Genomic DNA, 25,983 nt, shown 5'->3' on the forward strand with positions numbered 1-25,983 from the left:
GCTTACAAAAAATCTTATTTCTAAAGCTATATCATTATGAAAAACTTCCTTGATCGGTATGGTAACTTCATTATCAGTCTTTCTGCCTTAGGATTGGTGGGGATCATGACAGGATGCTTAGATATGCGGATATCTTTTCAGTCTACAAATCCAGAAACAACCCCATCTATGATGACAAATAGTGGTAAAAATGGGGATGAAATTAACTTAGATAGTACACCAAGTGACTCAGTAGAATCAAGTCCGCAAAAAAATCAGTCCACAGTTGTAGCCTATCAGGTTAACTCTGATAGTAAAAACAAGGCTGCTGGATTGCTTCGCATTAGCAACAAAACTACTCAACCTGTCCGTCTAGCATTGTTAGCTAGACAATCATCCCTCAAAAGTGCGACTGCGAATAAATCTAAATCTGATATTCCGGCTCATTGGGATTTTGCTCCTGAAGAAGGAAGTGAGAGCGGGTTAGTTTTATCTTTACCTCAAGCTAATTTAAGACTTGAGAAAGGTGATATTTTGGTGGCTTTTGCTCAAGATGGTTCTCGACGTTATTGGGGTCCCTATGTTGTGGGAGAAACTTCCTCTCCCCAATGGAATCCGCAAACTCAAGAATGGCAGTTAGTGTTACAAAATAGGTGATATTGGAGAGGTTAGGAGTCAGGAGTCACCGAGTCAGGAGTTCAGGAGTCACCGAGTCACCGAGTCAGGAGTCACCGAGTCAGGAGTCACCGAGTCACCGAGTCAGGAGTTCAGGAGTTCAGGAGTTCAGGAGGAAGAAGGAAGGAGTTCAGGAGTTTTTTTGAATTGTAAACTATTGTGTATTGGCAGGACGCGATTTCAGTGTCTTTAAGTATGAATTCATGAGTATAAAATTGAGTGTTTCTTGGCAAGTGGTGGATAAGTGGTTGAATAATTTAGAACAGCGTCCAGTCCTAGCTGTGGCTGTTTCGTCCCTGTGGTTATTGGTAATTGGTTGGATAGCTTTTGGCTGGAATTTGGGTAATGTGGGCTTAATTGATGAGACTGAGCCGCTGTTTGCGGAAGCTTCCCGACAAATGCTGGTAACTGGTGATTGGATTACGCCGTTTTTTAATGGTGAAACTCGCTTTGATAAACCTGCTTTAATTTATTGGTGTCAAGCGATCGCTTACTCTATTATGGGAGTAAATGAATGGGCTGTGCGTATCCCTTCAGCATTGGCAGCAATGGGCGTAATTGCTTTGGCATTTTACACTGTGCAGTGGTACTTTGCCAAAAAAGATGAATTAGAACAAGTTACTAATTTGCCCAGACGTTACTTTACAGCCGCCATTGCCGCTGCTTTAATGGCACTCAACGCAGAAATGATTGTTTGGGGCAGAGCCGGGGTTTCTGATATGTTACTCAATGGCTGTATAGGTTCAACTTTATTATGTTTTTTCCTGGGATATGCTCAGAATAATTCCCCAATCGTCACTGCTAATTGGCGACTTCCCAATAAATGGTATTTAGCAAGTTATGTCTTAATTGCTGGGGCAATATTAACTAAAGGTCCTGTAGGCATTGTCTTACCAGGAATAATTATGATTGCTTTTGCCTTGTATGTGGGGAAATTTTGGGAACTTTGGCGAGAAATGCGGCCGATTTTGGGAATGGGGATAGTTTTAGTTATCTCACTTCCTTGGTATGTTTTGGTAACTTGGCGCAACGGCTGGAATTTTATTAATGCCTTTTTTATCTATCACAATATAGACCGTTTTACCGAAGTTGTTAATGGCCATTCAGCCCCTTGGTATTTTTACTTTTTAGTCGTTTTGTTGGGCTTTGCACCATATTCAGTGTACATCCCCGCGGCTCTAGTTAGAGTAAATCTTTTGCAGCGATCGCAGTGGTTAAAGCAAGAACGCTCTCAACAATTAGGTTTATTTGTCTGTTTATGGTTTTTGGGTGTATTTGGATTTTTCACAATTTCTGTTACCAAATTACCCAGTTATGTATTACCCTTAATGCCAGCAGCAGCTATTCTTGTGGCATTATTTTGGAGTGATCTTTTCCCCAATTCACAAACTCCAACTCCTCCCAAATTTTTACGCATCAGTGCTTGGGTAAACGTAGCTTTTCTAACAGTTATTTCCATTGCCCTCTTTAATCTTACCCAAATTGCTGGGCCTGATCCTGCTGCTCCTGAATTATACGTACAAATGGAGAAATCAGGAATCCTCAAATTTGCGGGAATAATTTGGTTACTATCTACAGTTACTTCGGCTATCTTAATATTAAGTCACCGTTATCAACAGATAATTACAATTAATTTATTAGGATTTATAGCCTTTATTGCTATTGCTTTAATGCCTGCTGTTTTGATTATGGACCAACAGCGTCAACTACCTCTGAGAGAATTATCAGCCCTAATTGTTGAATCAAAACAACCCAATGAAGAATTAATTATGGTTGGGTTCAAAAAACCTACCGTGACTTTCTACACGCGCAAAAACGTTAATTACATTAAATTTTCTCAACAAGCTCTTGAATATATTCAAAAGCAATCATCACAAGAAAACAGACCACCATCATTGTTAATCTTAGTTGAACAGGGAAAATTTCAGGAAATGGACTTACCACCTGATACTTACAAAAACTTAGCCACCAAAGGCGCTTATCATCTCATTCGCATTCCTTTGAAAACAGCTAAACTAGATAACTTGTCTTAAACTATGATTTTTTTGATTGATGTGATTTATGTGATGATTGATTGTTGTGATTGAAGTGATTATTACATAAAATCATCATAATCATCTTAAACTATGATTTTTTTGATTGATGTGATTTATGTGATGATTGATTATTGTGAGGATTATTTTCATCATCATAATCATCTTAAACTATGATTTTTTTGATTGATGTGATTTATGTGATGATTGATTATTGTGAGGATTATTTTCATCATCATAATCATCTTAAACTATGATTTTTTTGATTGATGTGATTTATGTGATGATTGATTGTTGTGATTGAAGTGATTATTACATAAAATCATCATAATCATCTTAAACTATGATTTTTTTGATTGATGTGATTTATGTGATGATTGATTATTGTGAGGATTATTTTCATCATCATAATCATCTTAAACTATGATTTTTTTGATTGATGTGATTTATGTGATGATTGATTGTTGTGATTGAAGTGATTATTACATAAAATCATCATAATCATCTTAAACTATGATTTTTTTGATTGATGTGATTTATGTGATGATTGATTATTGTGAGGATTATTTTCATCATCATAATCATCTTAAACTATGATTTTTTTGATTGATGTGATTTATGTGATGATTGATTATTGTGAGGATTATTTTCATCATCATAATCATCTTAAACTATGATTTTTTTGATTGATGTGATTTATGTGATGATTGATTGTTGTGATTGAAGTGATTATTACATAAAATCATCATAATCATCTTAAACTATGATTTTTTTGATTGATGTGATTTATGTGATGATTGATTATTGTGAGGATTATTTTCATCATCATAATCATCTTAAACTATGATTTTTTTGATTGATGTGATTTATGTGATGATTGATTATTGTGAGGATTATTTTCATCATCATAATCATCTTAAACTATGATTTTTTTGATTGATGTGATTTATGTGATGATTGATTGTTGTGATTGAAGTGATTATTACATAAAATCATCATAATCATCTTAAACTATGATTTTTTTGATTGATGTGATTTATGTGATGATTGATTATTGTGAGGATTATTTTCATCATCATAATCATCTTAAACTATGATTTTTTTGATTGATGTGATTTATGTGATGATTGATTGTTGTGATTGAAGTGATTATTACATAAAATCATCATAATCATCTTAAACTATGATTTTTTTGATTGATGTGATTTATGTGATGATTGATTATTGTGAGGATTATTTTCATCATCATAATCATCTTAAACTATGATTTTTTTGATTGATGTGATTTATGTGATGATTGATTGTTGTGATTGAAGTGATTATTACATAAAATCATCATAATCATCTTAAACTATGATTTTTTTGATTGATGTGATTTATGTGATGATTGATTATTGTGAGGATTATTTTCATCATCATAATCATCTTAAACTATGATTTTTTTGATTGATGTGATTTATGTGATGATTGATTATTGTGAGGATTATTTCCATCATCACAATCAAATGAATCAAATAAATCAAATAAATCATAGTCTAATTTGCTAAAGATTGATTAATCTGAATTAATAGTTCCTCCATTGAAATCGAACGGGGTAATATCTGGGTAGCAATTCCCCGAACCGCAGTTTCTACAGAAGATGTATATCGTTGTTTCCGAGATTTTGTTACATTTCCATAATTGGGTTCATTGAATTTCTGGTCAAGTACCAAAATTGGCGGCAAATTAAATGGTAAATTCCCTAATGATTCAAGAGCTTTTTGTACTTCCTTATTCATTGCCGTCTCGTTCAAGCAAATCAAAAGTAAATCAACACTTTGATGACTGACTTGTTGGACAACTTCCGACCAACAACCGGCAATAGAAGCTCTAAAACCAGCAGTTTGTAAGTATTGAATTAAAGCTTGAAACCACTCATATCCTCGATTAATTTGCTCATCTTCAAAATTAACAAAAGAACTTTTGATTGACTGATAATCTTTAAGTGGTTTGCGTTTTACCGTGGATAAATCACTCAGCATACTTATATCTACAACTAAAATATTTATTGGACAACAAATACCAGCAGCAATTTGTAATACAGATGCTAAAGCATCTTGTTGATAATTTTGATGATTATTTTTCTGTGTTAAGGGACTTAAACAAGGAAATACAGACAATCCTGGTATTTGGGAAGCAGCTAAAGTAGTCGCAACATCACAAGTTACCAATGGTAAAGTTGCCAATCTTTGATGTTTTGTTAATTGTTCTAAATAAGTGCGAGCAGTAGAAATTTCCATATCTAGTAAAATTACATCAAACTGCCAAACTCGCGCTAATAAATCTGCTTGATCTAAATCATCTACTTCAATAACTCGATGTTCTCGCAGAGAAGGGTAGAGATTAATAGCCTCTATTTCCGGATTTACTAACCTGAGAATTCGCAAAGGAATATTTTGAGAATTGATCTGATGATTTTCCATCACTGAATTCTTAAATTCAGTTGTTGTTGATATTTTTTCTAACAATGATGCCAATGCTTGATGCTTAATTGGTAAACTCAAAAAACTATCAGCCTGTTTATTAAATGCTTGTTCCTTTTCGGCCGCTGTGGCTGTGACAATAACATGAATATGACGAGTTAAAACATCAGATTTTAGTAAAGTCATCACATCCCAACCAGAAAGTAAAGGTAGTAAAGGATTTAAAAATATTGCCTTTGGTTGCAAACGTCGAGCTTTTTCTAGTGCCTCTGTTCCTGATCTAGCAATAACAACACGATAACCTAAACCTTTAAGTTGTTCAGTTAATTCTTCAATATATTGAGCTACTGCTTCCACTACTAACACCAGTCTTTGGGAAGAACTATTGAGGTTTTGAGGAGAAGAATTGATGATATTGCCTATTTCCCTCTTGGTCGCTATGTCTTCAGACTCATTAAAACTGGCTTTTGGTGGACTTGGAGGTAAAAGCAAAGTAAACTGACTCCCTTTCCCCTCACGAGATAAGAAACTGACATCTCCACCATGTAAACGAGCCAAAGCTCTAGTTAATACTAATCCTAAACCCGTTCCTTCAAACTGACGAGTGAGTGGGTTTTCTAATTGCTGGAATTTTTGAAAGATTAAATGTTGTTGTTGTTCAGGAATTCCAATCCCTGTATCCCAAATAGTAAAGGCAATCCAGCCTTCCCAACGGCTAACCCGTAAACCAATTTCCCCAGATATTTCCGTGAATTTAAAGGCATTAGAAAGTAAATGTACTAACATCTGTCGCAAGCGTAATTCATCTGCTACCATTTCTTCTAAACCTGGTTCAATTACTAGGCTAAATTGGTGATTAGAATTAGATAAATTTCGATTTTCCGCTGGGGATGATTGTTTAGTTTTGTGAGTTTGATAATGAATGTTTTTAACGTCTGAGAAAGCCCGTTCACATACTACTTGAATTTGTACCGAGGTGAGGGTAAGTTCCATCTGTCCCGTTTCCATTCGCGTTAAATCTAAAATATCATTCACCACACTCATCAAATGTCTACCACTTTGATGAATTAATCCAGCATAACGAGCTTGACGCTCATTTAATTGTCCCAACTGTTGATCTACCAGAAGGCGAGATAGTCCTAAAACTGCTGTTAACGGTGTTTTTAATTCATGACTAATGCAAGCTAAAAATTCATCTTTTAAGCGATTGAGTTGAATCAAATCGGCATTTTTTGCTGCCAACTCTTTGCAAAGTTGTTGTTGTTCAGTTACATCTGTGGCTAATATTAACCATAGTTCTTCTGAATTTTCTGGTAATTCTGACTCCGAAACCCAAATTTTTAACTCGTTACTATCTAAAGGAATTTTTGCAAATTCCCAAACTCGTTCCTGACCAGTTTTAATTTCCACCACACAAGTACAAATACCCAATTTCTTATCGAAAACACAGTGGTTAGAACCGTCATTTATAGGCAGAGATGGTTCTTGCAAAAAAGGGAAAGCTGATGGTGAGTCAGGAGAAAAAACTGTCGGTGAGATACTTTGTTTGTGCGTCGTGAAAGTATCGGTTTTCTGATTTTCTTGAGGATTGGTATAAATATATTTTGGAGTAAGTATAGTCTCTACCTGTTTTCTAATGCCTTCAGGATCTTTTGATGTTCCTAGTTGTTGCCACCAAGGGAGGTTTTGCATAACTACTTCGCCTTGACCAGTTTGTAACATCATTGGCCAGGGCAATCTAGCTAATAAGTGGACTATAGACTTGTGTATTTTTGGCTGGCATTTATTGGCTGTATCTTTGATGTTTTTTTGGTGTGGAGAAGTTTTGGTGTTTGTCACATATTTGTGACTTCCTTCTGCTTTGGTTAAACTAATGGAAATTTTCTTCTGAGCTAACAATATTAATAGGCTTAAAGTATTTAGGATTCCTAAATATTTACCATCTGAATCAACTAGCGCCCAATCTAAGTTACTTTTTTGTTGTGCTTCTTGATGCTTGAGAAATAAACTAAATTTTTCCAGATTTGCTGCGGCTGGTATGGTCTGTATTGGCGCTATGAGGGATTTATCCACCTGTGAGAGTGGTTGTTGCAAATGCTTTAAGAGGTGGTTATCGGCATCCGCGGCTAAGAATTGTGGCAGTAATCGAGCAGAATACAATACACCAATTGGGCATTGTTGGGAATTAACTATTACCAAGCGATCGCACTGTTCTTCGACAAAAATATCCAGCACTGCTGCCAGAGTATTCGTTTCCCAGCACATTGGTACAGTTACTATAAATTCATCAAGTGGGTACTGTAGCATTAAAATAAGTCCTCGGTGGTCTTTCTGCTTGTAATCAACTTCAGCATTACCATCAGCACTTGGTTTAGATAGTTTTCAAGCCTGAAGCAATATCCTCCAGGAATATTGAGAATGGCTACGCGACGCTATCAGCGATTCTGGTGACAATTGACAGACCTCTTCAAACTAGTACATCACGGCGTAAATGAAGCAACCATATTCAATCGCCAAAAAGCCTACTGTATATTAGTTTTGACTTTTGACTTCCGCCCTGCGGTACTAGCTATTTAGCTATAGCTTGTGGTCACACTCCGTCATGGACATACATTGTCTCGAAGTCAATCACCAATAATTTTTACCCTTGTGATCCAATATGTGAGTTTCTACCCGGAGCAAGTAACCATATTTACCAGAAAAGCTACTGATATTGGAAATCATCATTTTCTATGGTGACAACTACAACAATAATTATGGCTCCAAAGATTCGCTTTAGAACCTTGAGGAATTATAATGATTTAAAATGCGACAATTCTTTAAGTTCGTTTAAGTATCTTATCAATAAGTGAAATAATGTCATCTATCTGCCGTCGGATATCCTCATACTATCCATTAGCCATGACTCTCTCTCAATGTAATGAGCCATCAAAGAATTTATCAGTTATACTACTTAGCCCTGCTATGTATAATTAATTGCGTGACTGTGTATTGCACTTTCAAAAATTCATGATCTATAAATAGTAGATGTTATTACCTATATTGCTTTTACAAACAAATATAAAACAAATTCTCGATAGACCATTTGTAGAAGAGAGGCACAAAAGTTTAATTGTTCAAATATGGAACTTCCTTGAGAAATTCATCACTCAATGTTACTGGCAACCTATACTTTGTCAAATATACTATTTGCCCCATTGTCAGCCACAAAACCCAGATCAAAAAGATAATTATTTCTTTACAGTTAGCCAGGAAAAAAAGACACAAAATTTTCAGGACATGGCTGCTATCGAAAAACAGGAAATTTTAAAATCACTTAAATCAGATTACCGTCAAATAATTATCAATTATTTTATCAGTGACAAAACACTACCAGAAAAACTTGATAAATTTGTTAATACCCTATTTTATACAGGTATTCCCATACCACAAATTATAGAAATGCACATGGAAGTCATTGATGAATTTTCTAAGCAATTAAGGATGGAAGGCAGAAGTGATGAAACATTGCTCGATTACCGTTTAACCTTAATAGATATTTTGGCACATCTTTGTGAAATTTATCGCTGTTCTGTTGCTAAAATTCCGTTGAATATTCCAAAGTAGAATTTGCATTCATGATGAATTAATGCTTGATTGTGTATGTAAAGAATACGGCTTTTGGTCTTTCACCTCTATGTTTTTAGGAGTTTATATTGTATGAATGAAGCTAAAAAGACCTATGTTCTCAAGCTATATGTAGCAGGAAATACCCCTAATTCAATGCGGGCTTTAAAAACCCTCAAAAATATCTTAGAAGAAGAATTTCAAGGAGTTTATGCTTTAAAAGTAATTGATGTCCTGAAAAACCCCCAGTTGGCCGAAGAGGATAAAATACTCGCCACACCAACACTATCAAAAATTCTGCCCCCACCTGTGCGAAAAATTATTGGTGATTTAACAGATAGAGAAAGAGTATTAATTGGGTTGGATCTGCTGTATGAAGAATTGAGTGAAGAATATGGGAAAGAATAACACAAAATGCAGGAGGCAAGAGTAAAGCCGTGGTGTTAGCCATTCTTTGATGAAAATTCGGGAATTTTTTTACCCGCAATTTGGTATATTTATTTAGTTATTAAAAATAATTAAAAACTTTCTTGATTTTAAGAACCTGGGTTGAATATCCATATTAGACAAACCATGAATAAAAAAGAGCAACCTGAACCCAAAAAAATACCTATTGGTGTCGAAAAAATTCGCACGATGATCGAGGGCTTTGACGATATTAGTCATGGCGGTTTACCTGTTGGTAGAACTACTTTAGTTAGTGGAACTTCAGGAACTGGCAAAACTTTATTATCACTGCAATTTCTTTATAATGGCATCACTTACTTCGACGAACCAGGAGTATTTGTCACATTTGAAGAATCACCCAGTGACATTATTAAAAATGCCCATATTTTTGATTGGAATTTACAAGGTTTAATTGATGAAGGTAAATTATTTATTCTCGACGCATCTCCTGATCCTGAAGGTCAAGATATCGTAGGTAATTTTGATTTATCAGCCCTAATTGAACGTTTACAATATGCCATTCGTAAATATAAAGCTAAACGGGTTTCCATTGATTCCATGACCGCCATATTTCAACAATATGAAGCGATAGGAGTAGTCCGGCGAGAAATTTTTCGGTTAGTAGCACGGCTGAAACTATTGAATGTCACCACCATCATTACCACTGAACGGGGTGAAGAATATGGACCAGTAGCATCTTTTGGAGTTGAAGAATTTGTTTCTGATAATGTAATAATTGCTCGTAACGTCTTAGAAGGAGAACGTCGCCGCCGAACTATTGAAATCCTCAAGTTACGGGGAACAACTCACATGAAAGGCGAATATCCCTTCACAATTACCAATGAAGGAGTCAATATATTCCCCTTGGGAGCAATGCGTTTAACACAACGATCTTCTAATGTGCGCGTATCTTCTGGAGTGAAAATTCTTGATGAAATGTGTGGTGGTGGTTTCTTTAAAGATTCGATTATTTTAGCCACAGGAGCTACAGGAACTGGGAAAACCTTATTAGTGAGTAAGTTTATTCAAGATGGCTGTGTTAATGGTGAACGAGCCATATTATTTGCTTATGAAGAATCTCGCGCCCAACTTTCCCGGAATGCTTCTTCCTGGGGAATTGATTTTGAAGAATTAGAACATCAAGGATTACTGAAAATTATTTGTACCTATCCTGAATCCACTGGTTTAGAAGATCACTTACAAATTATTAAATCAGAAATTTCCCATTTCAAACCTGCTCGCATTGCCATTGATTCACTTTCTGCAATGGCTAGAGGCGTTAGTAATAATGCTTTTCGTCAGTTTGTAATTGGGGTGACAGGTTATGCTAAACAAGAAGAGATTACTGGTTTCTTTACCAATACTACAGATCAATTTCTGGGTTCTAATTCCATTACTGATTCCCACATTTCTACGATTACAGACACAATTTTGATGTTACAATATGTAGAAATTCGGGGAGAAATGTCACGGGCAATTAACGTATTTAAAATGCGCGGCTCGTGGCACGATAAGGGAATTCGTGAATATAATATTACGGCAGATGGTCCTGATATTAAAGATTCATTCCGTAACTATGAGCGAATTATTAGTGGTGCGCCTAACCGCGTTACTATAAACGAAAAAGCAGAACTTTCTCGGATTGTCAAACGTTTTGAAGACAAACCGAGTTCAGATGTTTAACACAGGGTATAGTCCGATATTTCTGCCTAAATCTCTAGATCGTGCTATATTTTGTGGTGAAGACAAGTATTCTGCCGCTAAATTAATATTTTTTGTGTGAGGGGATGCGGTGAAAGGACAGCAATTATTCCATTGTTTCTTACCTGGTGTGACAGCAGCAGTATTAACAACTCAGCCCGCTTGGGCTAATGTTATTCAAGTAAGTCAGTTACAGCTAACGTCTTCTCCTAGTGTGTTAATTTCTACTAATAGTGGGAATTCATTCACAGACAATAGCCTACAGCCCAAAAGTAACGTTAAAAGTAACCCAGGATTATTACCTGCTAATTATTTCAGTCAAGGTAGTATCCAGCCTATCGGCAACCACGGTCTACCTGTAGTTGTTGCTGACAATTATCTCAGCATTGACGGAGAAAAAATTTCTAAACAAGATCACAGTAGATTTGTCGGTTTTTCTGATTTATCAAATAATAATTTTCTGGCTGTTAGTAATCCACAATCAAGTAATTTAAGTAACTCTGATCAGCAAGGTGATGTAGAGGTAGCAAAGTTACTAAAATCTGGCAATTGTCCACAGTCTCAGCCCAAGAGTCAAGCGGCTTTACTACTTGCTTCTAATACCTGCTTACCTCAAAATACTGATACTTGGATAGCACAAACAACTGTTCCTACTACTTCAGAAACCAGTACACCTCCGGCAGAGAATGTAAAGCCTACACCTCCCACCGTGGAGAATGTACAACCTACACCTAGTCAGCCCGTAGATTTTCCTAATGTTCCTAATGATTTGAATCCTAGTCCTAATCCGCTGCTATATCCGACCCAAGCAGAGGAAGTGAAGGTTCAAGGAACTCAGCCAATTAGTTTGTCACAGGCTCTGGAACTGGCTAAACGGAATAATAATGATTTACAAGTGTCTGTACTACAACTACAACGGAGTAAATCAGTTCTCCGCGAGGCGCAAGCCGCTTTCCTACCCAGTGTAGATTTGAATGCGAATGTTGAGAATAGTCGCACTGTTAGCGATACATTGCGTGTTAAAAGACAACAGGATGCTGGATTATCGGTAGATGATGCTTCTTCTACTACGGCGTTTACTGGTACAGGACAGATAAGATATGATCTTTATACTTCTGGTAGACGTAATGGGGCTATTAAAGAAGCTCAGGAACGGATACGTAAGCAGGAGTTGGATGTGGAAAGGCAATCTGAGCAAATTCGGCTAGATGTATCTAAGGCATATTATGACTTGCAACAAGCTGATGAAAATGTGAGAATTTCCCAGTCAGCTGTAAATAATGCCCAGGCTAGTTTGAAAGATGCAGTGGCTTTAGAACGGGCTGGTGTGGGGACTCGTTTCGATGTGTTGCGATCGCAGGTAAATTTAGCTAACTCCCAACAGGACTTAACTAGTGCCTTTTCTCAACAACAAATTGCCCGCCGTAAGTTAGCACCACTGTTGAATTTGCCCCAGTCAGTGAGTATTACTGCGTCCGATCCTGTCAAATTGGCAGGTTTATGGCAACAGCCACTAGAACAAAGTATCGTTTTGGCTTATCAAAATCGTCCTGAACTACAACAAACTTTAGCAGATCGGAATATTAGTGAGGCTCAAAGAAAACAGGCCTTAGCATCTCTAGGTCCCCAGGTAAGTTTACTCGGTCAGTATAACTTATTCGATCAATTTGATGATGGAACAAGCGTGGTTGATGGTTATTCTGTGAGATTGCAGGCTAGTCTCAATTTATATGATGGGGGAGCAGCAAAAGCCAGAGCAGCCCAATTTAAAACCGATATTGCAATCAACGAAAATCGGTTTTCTGAACAGCGCAACCAAATCCGCTTTCAAGTAGAACAAGCATATTCTACCCAAGCATCAAATTTGGAAAATGTACAAACTTCTAATGTGGCTTTAGAACAAGCTAAAGAGTCTCTGCGGTTAGCGCGGTTGAGATTCCAAGCCGGTGTCGGGACTCAAACTGATGTAATTAACGCATTAAATGACCTCACCCGTTCTGAAGGTAATCGCGTCAAAGCCATCTTGGATTACAACCGTGCTTTAACAGAATTACAAAGATATGTTACATCCAGGGGTTTAAATCAATTACAGAACTCAGGAGTCAAGTAAGAGGTGATGGGTAAATGGGTCAACTTAAAGCCAGCCAGGGAATAAATTCCCTGTCTAAAAGCTAAAGTCGGTTAAAACCGACTATTCTAACATTCAGAGTGCGTTTTAACGCACTTTAGCTTTTAGACCGGAACTTAAGTTCCGGGCGGGTTTGTCAGCCAACAAATAAGCCATTTTTAGCCTAATTTGACACCAATGAAGCTCTTGCTTTACCCCTACCCGCAAAATCAAATAATTAAGCCGTGTTGAGTATACCTATCACTATTCCCAATGTTGTAAAATAGTTTTCAAACCCCGGTCTAGTCAAAAACTCATGACTAAAGTTACATCACAAGAGATTGCAAAATTTCGTTCTCATTTGGTAGATGATCCTCAAGCAATGGAAGCATTAGACTTGATAGAGGATTGCGATGGAGATTTAGAAGATGCGGTAATGACTCTGGCTATTCGGGCTGGACAAGAACCAGAACAAACTAATTCCGATTGGTTAGATGCCTTAGCCAAAAAATGGCGAGCGGTAATTTGTGAACAAGAATATCGAGAAGACTTGTTAAATGGGTCAATTCAAGAGATGATAGTACATCTGAGGACAATACCGAGTTTTCCCAAAAGTCTGGCTACACCCGTTTTAATTTATATTCTTAAACAAGGTGTGAATAATTTTTGTGAGCCTTTGGATTTGCTAAAGTCACATTAATCCTGAATTTTAAAATTGATGAATTATCTTGTTGCTGTATTATCAGATCGCATCCAAGCCGAAGCCGCTGATTTAGCTTTAGAAAGAGAAGGCATAAATGGCACTATTCTCGGTAGAGGATACAAAAGTGCTGATGAGTTTGGTTTAATTGACCCCAAAGAACAGGCGAAAAAACAAGTAAAATTAATGGCGATTTGGTTAGTACCATTTGGCTTTTTTGCTGGTTTTACCTTCAGTCTCATCACTGGTTTAGATACCTTCGCTTGGGCTGGGGAAATCGGAAATCATGTGGTAGGCGGCATCTTGGGCGCTGGTAGCGGTGCCATGGGTAGTGTGTTTGTAGGTGGTGGCGTGGGTTTATTTGAGGGTGGTGGTGATGCTTTACCCTATCGCAATCGTTTAGATGCAGGTAAGTATTTAATTGTGGTACAGGGTTCGGAAACTCTGACTCGTCAAGCTACTCGTATTTTACGCCAGTTTGAACCAGAAAATATTCAAGGTTATGCGGAAACTAATTAATACATACCAGATCCCCGACTTCTTTGAGAAGTCGGGGATCTATTTGCTCCTGCTCCCTGTCACTCCTATAATTCCATGCTACCTAGAGAAGAACTTTTAAAAGGTGTTGAAAACCGCGATACTGTTGCCCGTGTAATTGATCAAGCAGATCAAGCTATAAAGACCTGGGAAGTGGTATTTACAGATTTTTTGTCTCCGCCGGAGTTAGCGGAAATTCAACGGGTATTTAGCCGCTTAACGGAGGTGCATTCGGTAGCGTGGGGTGGATATCCACAGGCGGAAAGACAAAGGTTAGCGATCGCTCGTGCTGATTTACCATTAGATCAGTCTCAAGTGGCGATTGTGGCTTTAGATATTGCTGGTAATTTCTTGTTTGATACCGCAAATCACCGAGATTTTTTAGGCGCAATGCTGGGAACAGGAATTGTGCGGGAAAAAACGGGAGATGTAATTGTGTTGGGAGAAAGAGGGGCGCAGGTGATTGTTGTCCCTGAATTAGTAGAATTTTTAGAGATGAGTTTGCAACAGGTGCGTTCTGTGCCGGTGAAAACTCGACGCATTGAGATTAATGAGTTAAAAATCCGTGAACCTAAGAAGAAGGAAATGACGACTGTGGAAGCTTCTTTGCGGTTAGATGCGGTGGCTTCGGCTGGGTTTGGGATGTCCCGCAGTAAGATGGTAGATTTGATTGATTCTAATGATGTGCGTGTCAATTGGAAGGAAGTCACCCAAGCCAGTTCCCATGTTAAAACAGGGGATTTAATCGCTATTCGGGGGAAGGGGCGATTGGAAGTTGGGGAAATTGCGGTGACGAAAAAGGATCGCTATCGGGTGCAATTGACTAGATATATGTAGATAAAATTTTGGTTTTAGGGATTGACAGATTATATTTTATATGATAGATTGTTAATCTGTGTTGATTACGGACGGTTAGCTCAGGTGGTTAGAGTACATCGTTGACATCGATGGGGTCGTTGGTTCGAGTCCAATACCGTCCATATTTTTTGTACAGTGACTAATTATATGTCGTCGGTGACAATTTAGTGTCGTTAGGACAAATTTTTGTCGTTTTAATAGTAGTGACATCATTTTCTTCCTCGTTGTCAGAATTACCCATTTCTTTCAAGCAGGGGAAAACCTTATTTTTGGGATCATTTAAAGCATCCTCCGCTTTCATCTGTGTCTAATTTCGCCAACGCATTTCTAGGGGAATTTTGGGCTGATAATCTTCTGTGCGGCGTTTGGCTTGACGTTTGTTCAAATCTTCGGTTTCGTCTAATCGTTTGAGGAAGAGGAGAAATGAAAATTGTTTGATAGCATCCATTGGGTTGGATAAGCCTCCTGTCCAGAGTTTATCCCACAGGAGGTCTACTTTTGATTTTAAATTGGGGTCGGTTAGGGTTAGCATTATTGGTTATTCTTCTCGTCTAGCATCATTCATCATGGAGTTTATATATTAAATAATCCATATTGAAAACTGGATGGAGGCTGAATATTCATTTCCTCAAAAGTAATTAACTCAGGCCACCTTGGAGTTTTTTGGTGAATAATTCTAATTTCTTCTATTAAATTTTCACAATCTTGTGGAAAAAGCAATTCTTTTTGAAAAATATCATAAAATTTAACCAAGAGGTAACTAGCATAGAATCTGTTAAATTCTAGATAATATCTATAAAAATTTTCGGTTGATGTTGTATAAAATAAATCTTGTTTCTCTTCTTCATACCACACCATTCTTAAAAGAATATTTGTATTGAAATGAACCCACCTAGACGTTGCTGCATACAAGTAATCATATAATTCTTCTAAATCACAAAATTCAGCCATTTTCTTAACCGAAGGCAAAAGTTTATATTTGTCTGGCTTCCAATTGGGATAGTTGTTAGCTATATTTTTAATATTATTTTCTAATTGAGAAATTTCCAACTCTAGTTTTGATTGGTCAGATATTTTTTTAAAAATAGGTTGTAATGGTCTGTTTTTTTCAAAAAAATCTGATTGCACTACGGATGTTTTTAGAAAATCTAGATGAAAAAGATTGTCAATGATATTATTTCTATCATTCTTGTTAAGAGTATTAAGAAAATTTAAAGTAATTATATCTTCGCATATTCCTCTTAGGGTAGCAACAGAAAAAAAAGAATTTTTGTCTTGATTTTCTTGTTTTTGTTGCCACACAAATAGATTAAACTCAATATTTTTCCTTAAAGCTGATTTTAATATCATGCAGTGCTTTGTTTCTTTTTCTATGTAGCCTTTTGATATTTCATCTAGATAAGGCTTTAATTCTAACAAAATATCTAAAATTGATTTACTCTCCATAATTACTCCTAAGTTTATTAATTACTTAATTACAGTAAACTAAGCCGCCAAAAATTCCGTAAACGCCAACAAATTATCCACCTCATCATCAGAAAAAAACCTATCAACGGCATTTTTCCCAAGCCTGGCCAAAGCCCCCTCATACAAATCAGCCACCTCTAACCTCCGCTTGTGTAAAAACACACTCTGCACAGCCCTAAAAAAATTAATCTGATTAGCATTATACTGGTGTTTGGCAATAAAATTCTCAAACTGACGCTTTACCACATCCTCATAATCAGGTACAGCATCCTTTAGTACATTCTTCTTTGCAGAGTATTACTGTGTTTGTATTTGACTATACAGTAATAGTCTAGTATGCTTTTTAGCACAAGTGTCGAATCCTGCAATAAAACTTTACAATCTTTGCGTTTTACCCAGGTAAAATCCATTGTCTATTGAGAATAGAGTCATTAATTGATCAAATTTGGTATCACCAATACCAATTCACAACTTGGACACAATCCTCAAAATGTTAACATTCAACACTTCTGGCTTTTTAGCTTTAGCCAGCTAGGGTAATGTAACAAATCATAACTAATAATTGGTGTTTTCTCTTTAATTAGGAGGAGTAATTATAATTTCTATATTTTCTTCATGATTACTCAAAAGTACCAAAAATATTCAAAAAATCATACTTACGAGAGATTTATTCGTAACTAAAGTAGTTTTTTTACATAAAAAGTGATAATTCCAATACTTCTCTCTAAAATCAAACAATGTATATTATTCACATCTAGCACAGTAGGAAACATCAAGGCAGAAACAAGGTAACGGTAAAAGGTAAATTTACTTCTTTCTACCCTTGTCGTGTCAGAACTTCATCTTGATGTTTCTCTTTTTTTTAATAATTTGTAAATTGTTGTTTTTTTAACCTCTTATTAAGTATTTTTAAATATAAAGCTTTATATGGCAAGCTTATAACTAGATTGGTTATGGATTTTAAAAATGTCGCTGTTAGAAATCAAGTTACCGATTCATGAAACTTTTCAAAGTACAGTTCAGGGAGAAGGATACTGGACTGGTTGCTTAGTAGACTTTATTCGCTTATCAGGTTGTCCAGTCGGTTGTCCTTGGTGCGATACTGGTTATGCTGACCCAAGAGCGAATTTACCACGAGTAGAACGTCCCATAGCTGAACTTCTAGCGGAAATCAAATCTCCCAGAGTGGTAATATCTGGCGGAGAACCATTCATTCACAAGCATTTACCTGACTTAGTTCAAGCTTTATTAGCCGCGGACAAACGAGTTAGCATTGAAACATCAGGCTCTTTTTGGCAAGAAGTTTCCCCAGCAGCTTGGATTACTCTATCTCCCAAAGAACATATTAACCCTAAATACCCAGTAAAAAGTCAGTTTTGGAGTCAAGCTAACGAAGTTAAGATAGTCATAGAGACTGGTGGAGAAATTGATTTTTACCAAGAACATCTATCTACTCACCCTAATTTGCTTGTCTACTTACAACCTGAGTGGAACAGTTCGTCGAAATCAATCCCACTGATTTTGCAGATATTACAACAAAAACCTGATTATAAACTATCCTTACAAACACACAAGTATATCGGGGTACAATGACCAATCATCAGTGGCTACTGGCTAAAGAATTCCGCTTTGAAGCAGCACATAAATTACCTTACCATGATGGTAAATGCTCCAGGCTGCATGGACATAGTTGGCGTGGAGTTGTTTATGTAGCTGGTGATACCTTAATAACAAAAGGTGCTAAACAGGGTATGGTAATGGACTATTCAGATATTAAAAAATATCTCAAACCCTTGCTTGAGAATTATTTAGATCACTATTATTTAAATGAATCTATGGGTTTGGAATCACCAACCAGCGAAGCAATTGCTGCTTGGATTTATGAAAAATTAGAACAAGCAGGATTAGCGGGATTAACAGCAGTGAGAATTGATGAAACTTGCACTTCTATCTGTTTGTATTCCAAAACCCGCATATCTGGTTGGTTGAATTCTGGTGAAAGTTTGAATTTACTGCAATCTCGTCAAAATGATGATGTTAAGATTCCCCGGTCTGAAGACGCGGGGATTTCTGAAGAGTCCACAAAAGAACTTTCTTAGGCGCACTTAAAGCGCCTCTACCTACTCCACTTAAGTCAAACTTAAATATCGCAGCTACTTTTTTGATTATGTTAACTGCGCCGTTGCAGTCTGCATTTATTTTGATTCCAGTTGAGGTTCTAAATTGACCTCTAGTAATCCTAATTCCGCTAGATTTCCACCCTTCGGGTTTTGCACCAAATGTAGGTAGAACATCATTATCTAAAAACGATGTTTTTGAGGTATAACTCTCTTCAGTTTCCACAAAAACAATACCCGATTGTTCGCATAATTGGGCTATGCGTCCTTTGAGTTTAGCTGTTGGTATTTGAACAAACTTTTGATTGTTCTTTTTGCCCAGATCAGCACTGTCTTTTTGCCTCTGGTTCCATCCAAAAACAATCGTGCCAATTTTATTGTCTATGCAATGGTTGATGACAATTCTTGCAGCTTTATTAACAGCGTTTCGCATTTGACGGTTACGCTTTTCGGTAATCGCTGCAAGTCGGTTAGACCAAAAACCCTGGGGTTTTCCTTCTTTGATGTTGGCAACTGTTTTGTTATACCATTGGTTCAAAGATTTTAGATGTAATCCGTCGATTATGAAGGATGTTCCCACGTTGGAAACACAAGTTAACCAATTATCGATACCGTGGTCGATGCCAATTACTTTAGACTTGTCAATCTCAATAATCGACTTTTCAGTTTGATAAACAAACTCAGCATAAAATTGACGGTTTCTAGGGAGTATGCGAATTTCTTTCATGTCAGACCATTCCAGATTTGAAGGCATTGGTAAGAAAAATTCAGTTATCCCAAACCATGCTTTGACTTGATTACCTAGTGGAAACCTAATTAAATTATCTACTAATTTTAACCATTTTTTTGGGTACGTGACAGTAAATAAACCTCCGGGTTTTCTATAATTAGGTACTCTCGGTTTTTGGTTTAATTCCCCTTTTTTAGATTTTGCTAGTAATTGTTTAAATGATTTGAAAGCCTCACCAACACTTAAACAAGTTTGTTGCATTGCCGAAGCATAGCCAGCATGAAAATGTTTATTGTTTTTCATTTGAGCGGTTAAATCAAAACCGCTGACTATTTTCCCGGTTTTAAACCAAATTTGTCGTGCATAATAAACAGAACAATTATAAAGGCTATTCGATTCATGACATAGATACTCAATAATAGCTTTTGTTTCATTATCGCTATGAAGTAAAACCTGTTGACAACCAAACACTTGAATTACCTTCCGTGAATTATTGATTCATCTATATTTACTATGTTAGAGTATTGGTTGATATATGTCAATCCTTCAACCAATAAAAATGAGAAAAGATTCAATAGGATATAGACACAATGAGCATTCTGTTGGTTTAGCTACTCTTCATCTAGTTTGGATACCTAAACGGAGAAAGCCTGTATTAAAGGGTGATGTTAAACTAAGATTATCTGAAATTTTAGATTCTGTTGCTCATGATAAAGATTGGATTATTAAAGCCAAAGAAATAGCCTCAGACCACGTTCACTTGCTTATAGAGTATGACGAAAAAACACCTATCTGTGATGTTGTCAAAGCTTTTAAAGGCCGTAGTTCTAAGTTATTGAGAGAAGAGTTCCCCGAATTAAAAAAACTCCCGTCACTCTGGACTAGAAGCTATTTTTATGATACTTCGGGCAAAGTAAGCACTAGTAACGTGATGGCATATATAAACGATCCACACCATGAAAGACATTAATCTTGAAAGCAGATAAATCTGCTCGTGTCGTTTTTCCACCCCGCTCTAAAGAGACGGGTCCACCAAACTCCCGGATCTTTTTCGTGTCAAAATCATCTAAACTGGAATTTTTACTCCTGCGCTCCAGCTTGTTTTAATATTGTCCAAATACTGCGATAATTATTGAATTCTGCAATCATTAAAGCAGTATAACCACCCTGATTTTTCAAATCAACATCCGCTCCAGCTTGTAGTAACATTACCACGGCTTGACTATAACCTTCCACTACAGCCCACATTAAAGCAGTTACGCCAGCCGAGTTTTGCAAATTCACATTTGCTCCTTGTGCTAATAACAATTGGCATATTTCAGGATAGTTTGCAGCTATGGCTTTGACTAAGGCTGTTTTACCATCATCTGCTAATTTATTAATATCTGCACCATTCTCAAGTAATAGTTTCACAGTTAGGAAATGCCCTTTGGATACTGCTAAGGTAAGAGCAACTTCTCCAAAGTTTTTCTTTTCCATATCTGCCCCCGCACCCAGTAAAACGGCTACTATTTGACTATATCCCTGGAATGCCGCTATCAATAAAGGTGTATCTCCCAGATGGTTTCTAATTTGCACATCTGCCCCTCGTTGAAGTAATATTTTGACCACATCTATATATTCTTCCACAACCGCAAGATGTAAGGCTGTTTCACCTTCTTTATCTTGATGATTAATTTCCGCACCTGCGTCTAATAAAGCGGTGATAATAGCAGTATTTCCTGTTGCTGCGGCTGCTAATAGTGCTGTTCCATGATCAACATTTTTGATATTGACATCAGCCCCAGATGACAGCAATGCTTGTACTATTTCTAAATAACTTAAATCTGCCGCAATTATTAATCCTGTATCACCTTCTGAATCTTGGCTATTGACAATATTGCTATTTTGTGATAATGCTTTAACAACTGCTGGATGTTTGTGTTTTATTGCCAGTTTTAAGGCGGTATCATTATCTTTGTCGGTAATGCTGATATCAGCACCAGCCGCTAATAAAATTTGCACAATCTCCAGATAACCTTTCAGTGCTGCTATCATTAATGCGGTACTACCATCATCATTGTTAGCATTGACATTTGCCCCTTTAGAGACTAACAATTTGACAACATCTATTTGATTAGCACTAGCAGCCAGCATTAATGCTGTTAAATTATAGGTTTTTCTAGTTAAGTTAATGTTAGCATCGGCATCCAAGAGCGATCGCACAATTTCTGTATAACCCAAATTCGCCGCAAACATCAATGCTGTAGTCCCATTTTCATCGCTAACATCCACCTTAGCACCAGCGGATAGCAGTGCAAATACTCCTTGAATATCACCAGTTTTCACAGCCTTCAGCAACGAGGTATTTTTATTTTCTATCATTGGTTATGTCCTGTTTGGGTAGATGTGACTGATTCCAACTCCAGATTACACTTTGGTAAGATTGAAAAATTTCTACGTAAGAAAAATAAATGTATGCTAAGTTTTATGAAGATTTAATAACCGGAAGTAAAAAATATGGCTTTTGAACTGACTCCAACAATCAGATTCTGGTTGAACTTTGCTCACCCAGTTACTATGTGGGTATTATTAGCACTTTCCTTGTATGCCGCATATTTAGGATTACAAGTACAGCGTACCAGAAATGCTCAGGGAGAAGAAAAGAAAGAACTAATTAAAGGGCGTTACACCATCAAACACCACCAAATTGGTTCTATTATGTTAGCACTAATGGTAGCCGGTTCCATTGGTGGCATGGCTGTTACCTACATTAATAATGGTAAGTTGTTTGTTGGACCGCATCTATTAGCAGGATTAAGTATGACAGGTTTAATTGCTTTTTCTGCATCCCTATCTCCTTTCATGCAGAAAGGCGCAAATTGGGCGCGGATAACTCATATATTGTTAAATTTTGCTATTTTGGGGCTTTTCATCTGGCAAGCCCTCTCTGGTGTCGAAATTATCCAAAGAATTCTCACGAAAGCGTAGATTGTCAGTTGTTAGTTGTTAGTTGTCAGTTTCCTGTTCCCTGTTTCCTGTTCCCTATTCCCTATTTCTTCTGTTTCTTTTGAGGAAAAGGTATATCCAAGGATTGATAAAAGTCTTTTTGTACCTTGTGTGTGAGACGATGGGAAACCTGACGGACAATTTGATTAAGGATGCGATCGCCTGTAGACTGAATTAAAGAATAGGGTAATCGCTGAATAAATCTGGGAAACTGCAACTCAACAACCAAATCCAACTCCCATTCCACCCGTGTAACCCCATCTAAATCACCTATCAATTGTGTTGATGATTTGTAATCCACCTCATAACCAGGTGCTTGATAATCAGGTACAGGAATAGTCCGAATGTGGAATTGACGATTTTGGGGGTTTAGCAACTCCAAGCCAATCTTTGGTTCTACTTCGTAACCAAAAGCACCAAATTTACCCACCGCTAGAGCATAACTATTGTCCCCTAGCGGGAGTACCTTCATGGGTTCTGCACAACGGCCAAACCAGGAAGCATGAGTATTAAAATACTCCTCAACCTGCTCCACAGGTGCATACATTTCCATACTATCTTGATAATTGCCATAAAATTTAGTTGGAGTTGGATGATCTTTTTTAAAACCAGTATCATCTGCTACTTTCCAAGATTGATATTCACTATTGTTTGTCACCATAAATTTATTTTTTGTATATTTTGAAGTTTGTCTATATTCATCATTCCCAATTGAGGGAAGTTTTTTCCCATTAAAATCCAGTTTTTACGAAAATATCAACAATTTGCCATTAACTTCACATAAAAATCATGAACTGATTATATAAATCCTGCTAATAGCCTTCACCCCTTGTCTAAAGCCCAGACGTGGCTTCCTGAGTCAGCCACATCTTCAAGGGTTTTCGGCATTTTCGTTATAAAATAAATCAACAAGGCAGATTTATATGTATCTACTTAGCACTCCTAATTGACTAACTAGAAAATATCTAGCTTTTTGTCAGTAACCCAGCCCTAAAGGGACTGGACTTGCAAGAGTAATCAAGCAAGCCGTGCTGACCAGACCACCCTGAGCGACTTGCCTTGAGCGATGTCGAAGGGTAGTCGAAGGGTAGCCGTTATTTGAGTCACGACACCCCGGAATGCGAAGCTAGTTCCCTGCTATGTCATTTGCAATGAGTTTCCCACTTACCGCGAGGTCTTATGACTTTCTTGATAATCGTCATCCAATAGTTGATATTGTAACTAAATAAGCCAATACGTGATCATAGCAATATTACTGAAGTTTTTAATTTTTCCGAAAGCAAAGTGTAAGTTTTTGTAATTAGCCAAGAGAAGAAATTGAGAGGAGTTGAATTCTGAAAAGCTTTGAACTTAAAGGTGTAGAAAAACTCATCGCTCCCATAGCCTCACTTTTGGGCTTTGTGTACCTGTTTCAGTGGTATATTTTTGGAGATATACAATTATCTCCCGAACCCGTATTTACCAGAAAACAGCCTCCCCTAGTCATGAAAGGTGGAGATCCTTATATTCGGGCATTAATGCGAACCATATCTGCCAGCGAAGCTAGTGGTAATCGTCCTTATTCTCTCTTGTATGGTGGTGAACAAATTAATGATCTCAGCCATCATCCTCAAAAATGTGTCACCATCATCACAGGACCGAATACAGGTAATTGTTCCACAGCCGCAGGTAGATATCAAATTATTAATACTACGTGGGATCAAATTGCCCCTCGTTATCACCCAAAACCCGCAAAGATGATGCTTTGGACTAATTATAGCTTTGAAGCAGAGTATCAAGATGTAGTAGTTTACCGTTGGTTGAATGATGCAAAAGTTTGGGGTGTAAATATTCCTAAGCTATTACAGCAACAAAAATTAAATGACGTTTTGCGGAAACTTTCTCCCACATGGACAAGTTTGGGGTACGGGATAGAAAATAATTCTGTTAGTAATTCCTTACCCAAGATTTATCAGCAAATCTTAACAGAAGAATTAAAGCAAAATCCCAAAATCAAAAGGACAAAATAGGAAAATTAGCTCAATCTACAAGAATTTTATTCTTCGCTGTCGCGGATACAGCCATAAATACCTTTGATTGAATAGGTTTTAGCACTTGCAACCCATTTAAATTTTGCAAACAATCTAAAGCTGCTTCCCGAATCATTACTTCTTTTTCCTGACTCAGTAGCAGTTGTAAACATTCCCTAATATCTTGTTGTATTACCGTATCAACTCGCTGACGGGTAATCAGTTTATTGAGTTGACGCATGGAAAGCAACCGTTTTAAAGGATCTTTTTCCGTGAAATTGTTTAACAATTGATCAAGATAATCTTTCTCTTGATTTCCTTGAACACTGAATATTTGCCACACCAACAAAATTAAAGTTAATAGCGTTCCTATCCCTTGAACAATAGCACCAGCAGCTAACCAATGACTAGGAGCATCAACCCAAATTGCCGAAGCCATATAAGTTATCACAGTCGCAATCCCACCACTAGCAACAGAATAAGCTAACCGACTGTTAGTGCTACTCATTAACTTGCGTATTTCTAGCCAGCGCAATTGCCAATTCCATTTTTGCACTGAGTAAGTAAATACCATGCTCCCAATGCCAACAATAACAGCTAGTAGTAATTGCCAACTCCACAGCAGCATAGCCACAATAATTGTTAACAATCCCAGCAAAACACCAGGTTCATAAAAATGTTTAAAAATCTGCTGTTTTTGGCTTGCTGTCTTAATTTCTGAAATTTGATTGATGAATTGTTTCCAAGACGACGAAGCCTGTACCACAGTATTTACCCACTTAATTACAAAATTATAAATGTATTGTTTTTACTAATTGTGAGGATGAAATCAGCAAAATTCCATCCTTAAACAGAATGCTATTTATCTTGTAATCGAATATCAATTACAGACGCATTGAAGTTATAGTTAAAACCTTCCAATTCAAAAGGCATTCCAATTTTCACTTTGCTATTACCAAGAACAGGCCCATCTTTAGTGACTGTAGCTTGTCCTTCTAAAGTCAAGAGAAAATCTGTACTAAAGTTAATTTTTCTAGGATCTGGTAATTCTTTCACAGAACCATCTGGTTGACCAATTGTCAGTGTTCTCTCTAACTGCTCAACCGATTTAATCCCAATTTGACCATAGGGTTGATTACGGATAATCACATTAGTTTTACCACCTTTTGTGAATCCTTCTTTAACTAACTGTTGAGGATTACGAACATTGAGTCCACGTACCAACAAATCTACCTCAATGGGTACTGTTTTCGCACCCACTTGAGCCACAGAACCAGAAGTACCAGGGAAAATAAAGATACCCACTATCACTAGCAAAATTACTAATGCAGCCCCTAAATCTAATAGGTTAATTTTACCGAACAAGCGACCTTTAGAATCTAAAATAGCCATAATCAGGTTTGGATAAGTTGCAGTTAAGTTTTCAGCTAAGTAATTGATTGTACCGTCAAGTTTTTTCAAATGATCCACAATCTTGATCACTGAATCAGAATTGACAGAAACTAGACATTATGGTTATGCGACAGTTTATCATGATTGCAGGAGATTCAGTGTCATAGTAGCAGTA

23 protein-coding genes, 1 tRNA gene and 1 pseudogene are annotated in these 25,983 nt (G+C 36.9%); 15 read left to right on the top strand and 10 right to left on the bottom strand.

Going from position 1 to position 25,983, the window contains the following annotated elements; genetic code table 11:
- The first annotated feature begins 36 nt into the window (after positions 1-36).
- Together HGD76_RS17705 and HGD76_RS17710 are read left to right on the top strand one after the other, a co-directional pair.
- Positions 37-636: a hypothetical protein gene (locus HGD76_RS17705; protein ID WP_168696559.1), complete on the top strand. Its 600-nt coding sequence runs from the start codon at positions 37-39 to the stop codon at positions 634-636.
- A gap of 221 nt (positions 637-857) precedes the next feature.
- On the top strand, positions 858-2,687 hold the full coding sequence (locus tag HGD76_RS17710) for an ArnT family glycosyltransferase (protein WP_168696560.1): 1,830 nt from the start codon (positions 858-860) through the stop codon (positions 2,685-2,687).
- Between the two features lie 1,535 nt (positions 2,688-4,222).
- On the opposite strand, the gene HGD76_RS17715 is transcribed toward HGD76_RS17710, so the two are convergent.
- Positions 4,223-7,456, bottom strand: coding sequence for an ATP-binding protein (locus tag HGD76_RS17715; protein WP_168696561.1), 3,234 nt, complete (start codon positions 7,454-7,456; stop codon positions 4,223-4,225).
- Between the two features lie 720 nt (positions 7,457-8,176).
- Here HGD76_RS17715 and HGD76_RS17720 point away from each other — a divergent pair.
- From HGD76_RS17720 to HGD76_RS17755, 8 genes are all read left to right on the top strand, one after another.
- Positions 8,177-8,755: a KaiA family protein gene (locus HGD76_RS17720; protein WP_168696562.1), complete on the top strand. Its 579-nt coding sequence runs from the start codon at positions 8,177-8,179 to the stop codon at positions 8,753-8,755.
- Between the two features lie 93 nt (positions 8,756-8,848).
- On the top strand, positions 8,849-9,163 hold the full coding sequence (gene kaiB, locus HGD76_RS17725; protein ID WP_148765324.1) for a circadian clock protein KaiB: 315 nt from the start codon (positions 8,849-8,851) through the stop codon (positions 9,161-9,163).
- A gap of 165 nt (positions 9,164-9,328) precedes the next feature.
- Positions 9,329-10,885 (top strand): circadian clock protein KaiC, encoded by a 1,557-nt coding sequence (kaiC, locus tag HGD76_RS17730; RefSeq protein ID WP_015081530.1) that lies wholly within the window; start codon positions 9,329-9,331, stop codon positions 10,883-10,885.
- 109 nt (positions 10,886-10,994) lie between these two features.
- Complete coding sequence (locus HGD76_RS17735) at positions 10,995-13,013, top strand: TolC family protein (protein ID WP_168696563.1); 2,019 nt, start codon at positions 10,995-10,997, stop codon at positions 13,011-13,013.
- Positions 13,014-13,326: 313 nt separating this feature from the next.
- Complete coding sequence (locus HGD76_RS17740; protein ID WP_168650295.1) at positions 13,327-13,710, top strand: hypothetical protein; 384 nt, start codon at positions 13,327-13,329, stop codon at positions 13,708-13,710.
- An 18-nt stretch (positions 13,711-13,728) separates the two neighbouring features.
- A complete protein-coding gene (locus HGD76_RS17745; RefSeq protein WP_168696564.1) occupies positions 13,729-14,229 on the top strand; it encodes a hypothetical protein in 501 nt (166 codons plus the stop codon).
- Between the two features lie 75 nt (positions 14,230-14,304).
- Positions 14,305-15,084 carry a photosystem II electron transport protein, Sll1252 family gene (locus HGD76_RS17750; protein ID WP_168634168.1) on the top strand — a complete coding sequence of 260 codons (780 nt, stop codon included), beginning with the start codon at positions 14,305-14,307 and terminating at the stop codon, positions 15,082-15,084.
- A 69-nt stretch (positions 15,085-15,153) separates the two neighbouring features.
- A tRNA-Val gene (locus HGD76_RS17755) sits at positions 15,154-15,227 on the top strand.
- A gap of 17 nt (positions 15,228-15,244) precedes the next feature.
- Here the strand turns inward: HGD76_RS17755 and HGD76_RS25505 are convergent.
- The 4 genes and pseudogenes from HGD76_RS25505 to HGD76_RS17770 form a co-directional block, all read right to left on the bottom strand.
- Positions 15,245-15,406 (bottom strand): hypothetical protein, encoded by a 162-nt coding sequence (locus tag HGD76_RS25505; protein WP_233466910.1) that lies wholly within the window; start codon positions 15,404-15,406, stop codon positions 15,245-15,247.
- A gap of 6 nt (positions 15,407-15,412) precedes the next feature.
- Entirely contained in the window at positions 15,413-15,637 is a 225-nt protein-coding gene (locus HGD76_RS17760; protein ID WP_233466911.1) for a type I restriction-modification system subunit M N-terminal domain-containing protein, read from the bottom strand.
- A gap of 41 nt (positions 15,638-15,678) precedes the next feature.
- On the bottom strand, positions 15,679-16,551 hold the full coding sequence (locus tag HGD76_RS17765; protein ID WP_168696565.1) for a DUF5677 domain-containing protein: 873 nt from the start codon (positions 16,549-16,551) through the stop codon (positions 15,679-15,681).
- 39 nt (positions 16,552-16,590) lie between these two features.
- Positions 16,591-16,827: pseudogene (locus HGD76_RS17770) on the bottom strand (type I restriction-modification enzyme R subunit C-terminal domain-containing protein); the annotation flags it as partial.
- A gap of 711 nt (positions 16,828-17,538) precedes the next feature.
- Here HGD76_RS17770 and HGD76_RS17775 point away from each other — a divergent pair.
- Positions 17,539-18,165, top strand: coding sequence for a 7-carboxy-7-deazaguanine synthase QueE (locus HGD76_RS17775; RefSeq protein WP_168696566.1), 627 nt, complete (start codon positions 17,539-17,541; stop codon positions 18,163-18,165).
- A complete protein-coding gene (queD, locus tag HGD76_RS17780) occupies positions 18,162-18,671 on the top strand; it encodes a 6-carboxytetrahydropterin synthase QueD (protein ID WP_148765338.1) in 510 nt (169 codons plus the stop codon). The genes HGD76_RS17775 and queD overlap by 4 nt, the downstream gene beginning before the upstream one ends.
- Here queD and HGD76_RS17785 read toward each other — a convergent pair.
- The gene (locus HGD76_RS17785) at positions 18,610-19,890 is read right to left on the bottom strand and encodes an RNA-guided endonuclease InsQ/TnpB family protein (RefSeq protein ID WP_371415566.1); all 1,281 of its coding nucleotides are present in this window, start codon (positions 19,888-19,890) and stop codon (positions 18,610-18,612) included. The two genes, queD and HGD76_RS17785, sit on opposite strands and share 62 nt — an antisense overlap.
- 88 nt (positions 19,891-19,978) lie before the next feature.
- Here HGD76_RS17785 and tnpA point away from each other — a divergent pair, with 88 nt between their 5' ends.
- Positions 19,979-20,389 carry an IS200/IS605 family transposase gene (gene tnpA, locus HGD76_RS17790; protein ID WP_148767117.1) on the top strand — a complete coding sequence of 137 codons (411 nt, stop codon included), beginning with the start codon at positions 19,979-19,981 and terminating at the stop codon, positions 20,387-20,389.
- Between the two features lie 110 nt (positions 20,390-20,499).
- Here tnpA and HGD76_RS17795 read toward each other — a convergent pair whose 3' ends face one another.
- A complete protein-coding gene (locus HGD76_RS17795) occupies positions 20,500-21,783 on the bottom strand; it encodes an ankyrin repeat domain-containing protein (protein ID WP_168696567.1) in 1,284 nt (427 codons plus the stop codon).
- Positions 21,784-21,918: 135 nt separating this feature from the next.
- Here HGD76_RS17795 and HGD76_RS17800 point away from each other — a divergent pair, with 135 nt between their 5' ends.
- Entirely contained in the window at positions 21,919-22,389 is a 471-nt protein-coding gene (locus HGD76_RS17800) for a DUF4079 domain-containing protein (RefSeq protein ID WP_015081539.1), read from the top strand.
- Between the two features lie 61 nt (positions 22,390-22,450).
- Here the strand turns inward: HGD76_RS17800 and HGD76_RS17805 are convergent, their stop codons facing one another.
- Positions 22,451-23,068: a DUF1997 domain-containing protein gene (locus HGD76_RS17805; RefSeq protein WP_148765346.1), complete on the bottom strand. Its 618-nt coding sequence runs from the start codon at positions 23,066-23,068 to the stop codon at positions 22,451-22,453.
- A 670-nt stretch (positions 23,069-23,738) separates the two neighbouring features.
- On the opposite strand from HGD76_RS17805, the gene HGD76_RS17810 reads away from it, so the two are divergent.
- Complete coding sequence (locus tag HGD76_RS17810; protein ID WP_168697489.1) at positions 23,739-24,416, top strand: glycoside hydrolase family 24 protein; 678 nt, start codon at positions 23,739-23,741, stop codon at positions 24,414-24,416.
- A 10-nt stretch (positions 24,417-24,426) separates the two neighbouring features.
- Here HGD76_RS17810 and HGD76_RS17815 read toward each other — a convergent pair whose 3' ends face one another.
- On the bottom strand, positions 24,427-25,182 hold the full coding sequence (locus HGD76_RS17815; RefSeq protein WP_168696568.1) for an ABC transporter ATP-binding protein: 756 nt from the start codon (positions 25,180-25,182) through the stop codon (positions 24,427-24,429).
- Positions 25,183-25,274: 92 nt separating this feature from the next.
- On the bottom strand, positions 25,275-25,808 hold the full coding sequence (locus HGD76_RS17820) for a DUF4330 domain-containing protein (RefSeq protein ID WP_015081543.1): 534 nt from the start codon (positions 25,806-25,808) through the stop codon (positions 25,275-25,277).
- Between the last annotated feature and the right edge of the window lie 175 nt (positions 25,809-25,983).

It is taken from the genome of Dolichospermum flos-aquae CCAP 1403/13F (assembly GCF_012516395.1).
In the GTDB taxonomy this organism is placed as follows: Bacteria; Cyanobacteriota; Cyanobacteriia; order Cyanobacteriales; family Nostocaceae; genus Dolichospermum; species Dolichospermum lemmermannii.

Excerpts from the sequence above, each read along its gene's own strand:
- HGD76_RS25505 (WP_233466910.1), bottom strand. The coding sequence starts at position 15,406 with ATGAAAGCGGAGGATGCTTTAAATGATCCCAAAAATAAGGTTTTCCCC.
- tnpA (WP_148767117.1), top strand. The coding sequence starts at position 19,979 with ATGAGAAAAGATTCAATAGGATATAGACACAATGAGCATTCTGTTGGT.
- HGD76_RS17750 (WP_168634168.1), top strand. The coding sequence starts at position 14,305 with ATGCTACCTAGAGAAGAACTTTTAAAAGGTGTTGAAAACCGCGATACT.
- HGD76_RS17705 (WP_168696559.1), top strand. The coding sequence starts at position 37 with ATGAAAAACTTCCTTGATCGGTATGGTAACTTCATTATCAGTCTTTCT.
- HGD76_RS17805 (WP_148765346.1), bottom strand. The coding sequence starts at position 23,068 with ATGGTGACAAACAATAGTGAATATCAATCTTGGAAAGTAGCAGATGAT.
- HGD76_RS17800 (WP_015081539.1), top strand. The coding sequence starts at position 21,919 with ATGGCTTTTGAACTGACTCCAACAATCAGATTCTGGTTGAACTTTGCT.
- HGD76_RS17760 (WP_233466911.1), bottom strand. The coding sequence starts at position 15,637 with ATGCTAACCCTAACCGACCCCAATTTAAAATCAAAAGTAGACCTCCTG.
- HGD76_RS17795 (WP_168696567.1), bottom strand. The coding sequence starts at position 21,783 with ATGATAGAAAATAAAAATACCTCGTTGCTGAAGGCTGTGAAAACTGGT.
- HGD76_RS17710 (WP_168696560.1), top strand. The coding sequence starts at position 858 with ATGAGTATAAAATTGAGTGTTTCTTGGCAAGTGGTGGATAAGTGGTTG.
- HGD76_RS17765 (WP_168696565.1), bottom strand. The coding sequence starts at position 16,551 with ATGGAGAGTAAATCAATTTTAGATATTTTGTTAGAATTAAAGCCTTAT.
- HGD76_RS17740 (WP_168650295.1), top strand. The coding sequence starts at position 13,327 with ATGACTAAAGTTACATCACAAGAGATTGCAAAATTTCGTTCTCATTTG.
- kaiB (WP_148765324.1), top strand. The coding sequence starts at position 8,849 with ATGAATGAAGCTAAAAAGACCTATGTTCTCAAGCTATATGTAGCAGGA.
- HGD76_RS17820 (WP_015081543.1), bottom strand. The coding sequence starts at position 25,808 with ATGGCTATTTTAGATTCTAAAGGTCGCTTGTTCGGTAAAATTAACCTA.
- queD (WP_148765338.1), top strand. The coding sequence starts at position 18,162 with ATGACCAATCATCAGTGGCTACTGGCTAAAGAATTCCGCTTTGAAGCA.
- HGD76_RS17720 (WP_168696562.1), top strand. The coding sequence starts at position 8,177 with ATGTTATTACCTATATTGCTTTTACAAACAAATATAAAACAAATTCTC.
- HGD76_RS17715 (WP_168696561.1), bottom strand. The coding sequence starts at position 7,456 with ATGCTACAGTACCCACTTGATGAATTTATAGTAACTGTACCAATGTGC.
- HGD76_RS17745 (WP_168696564.1), top strand. The coding sequence starts at position 13,729 with ATGAATTATCTTGTTGCTGTATTATCAGATCGCATCCAAGCCGAAGCC.
- HGD76_RS17775 (WP_168696566.1), top strand. The coding sequence starts at position 17,539 with ATGTCGCTGTTAGAAATCAAGTTACCGATTCATGAAACTTTTCAAAGT.
- kaiC (WP_015081530.1), top strand. The coding sequence starts at position 9,329 with ATGAATAAAAAAGAGCAACCTGAACCCAAAAAAATACCTATTGGTGTC.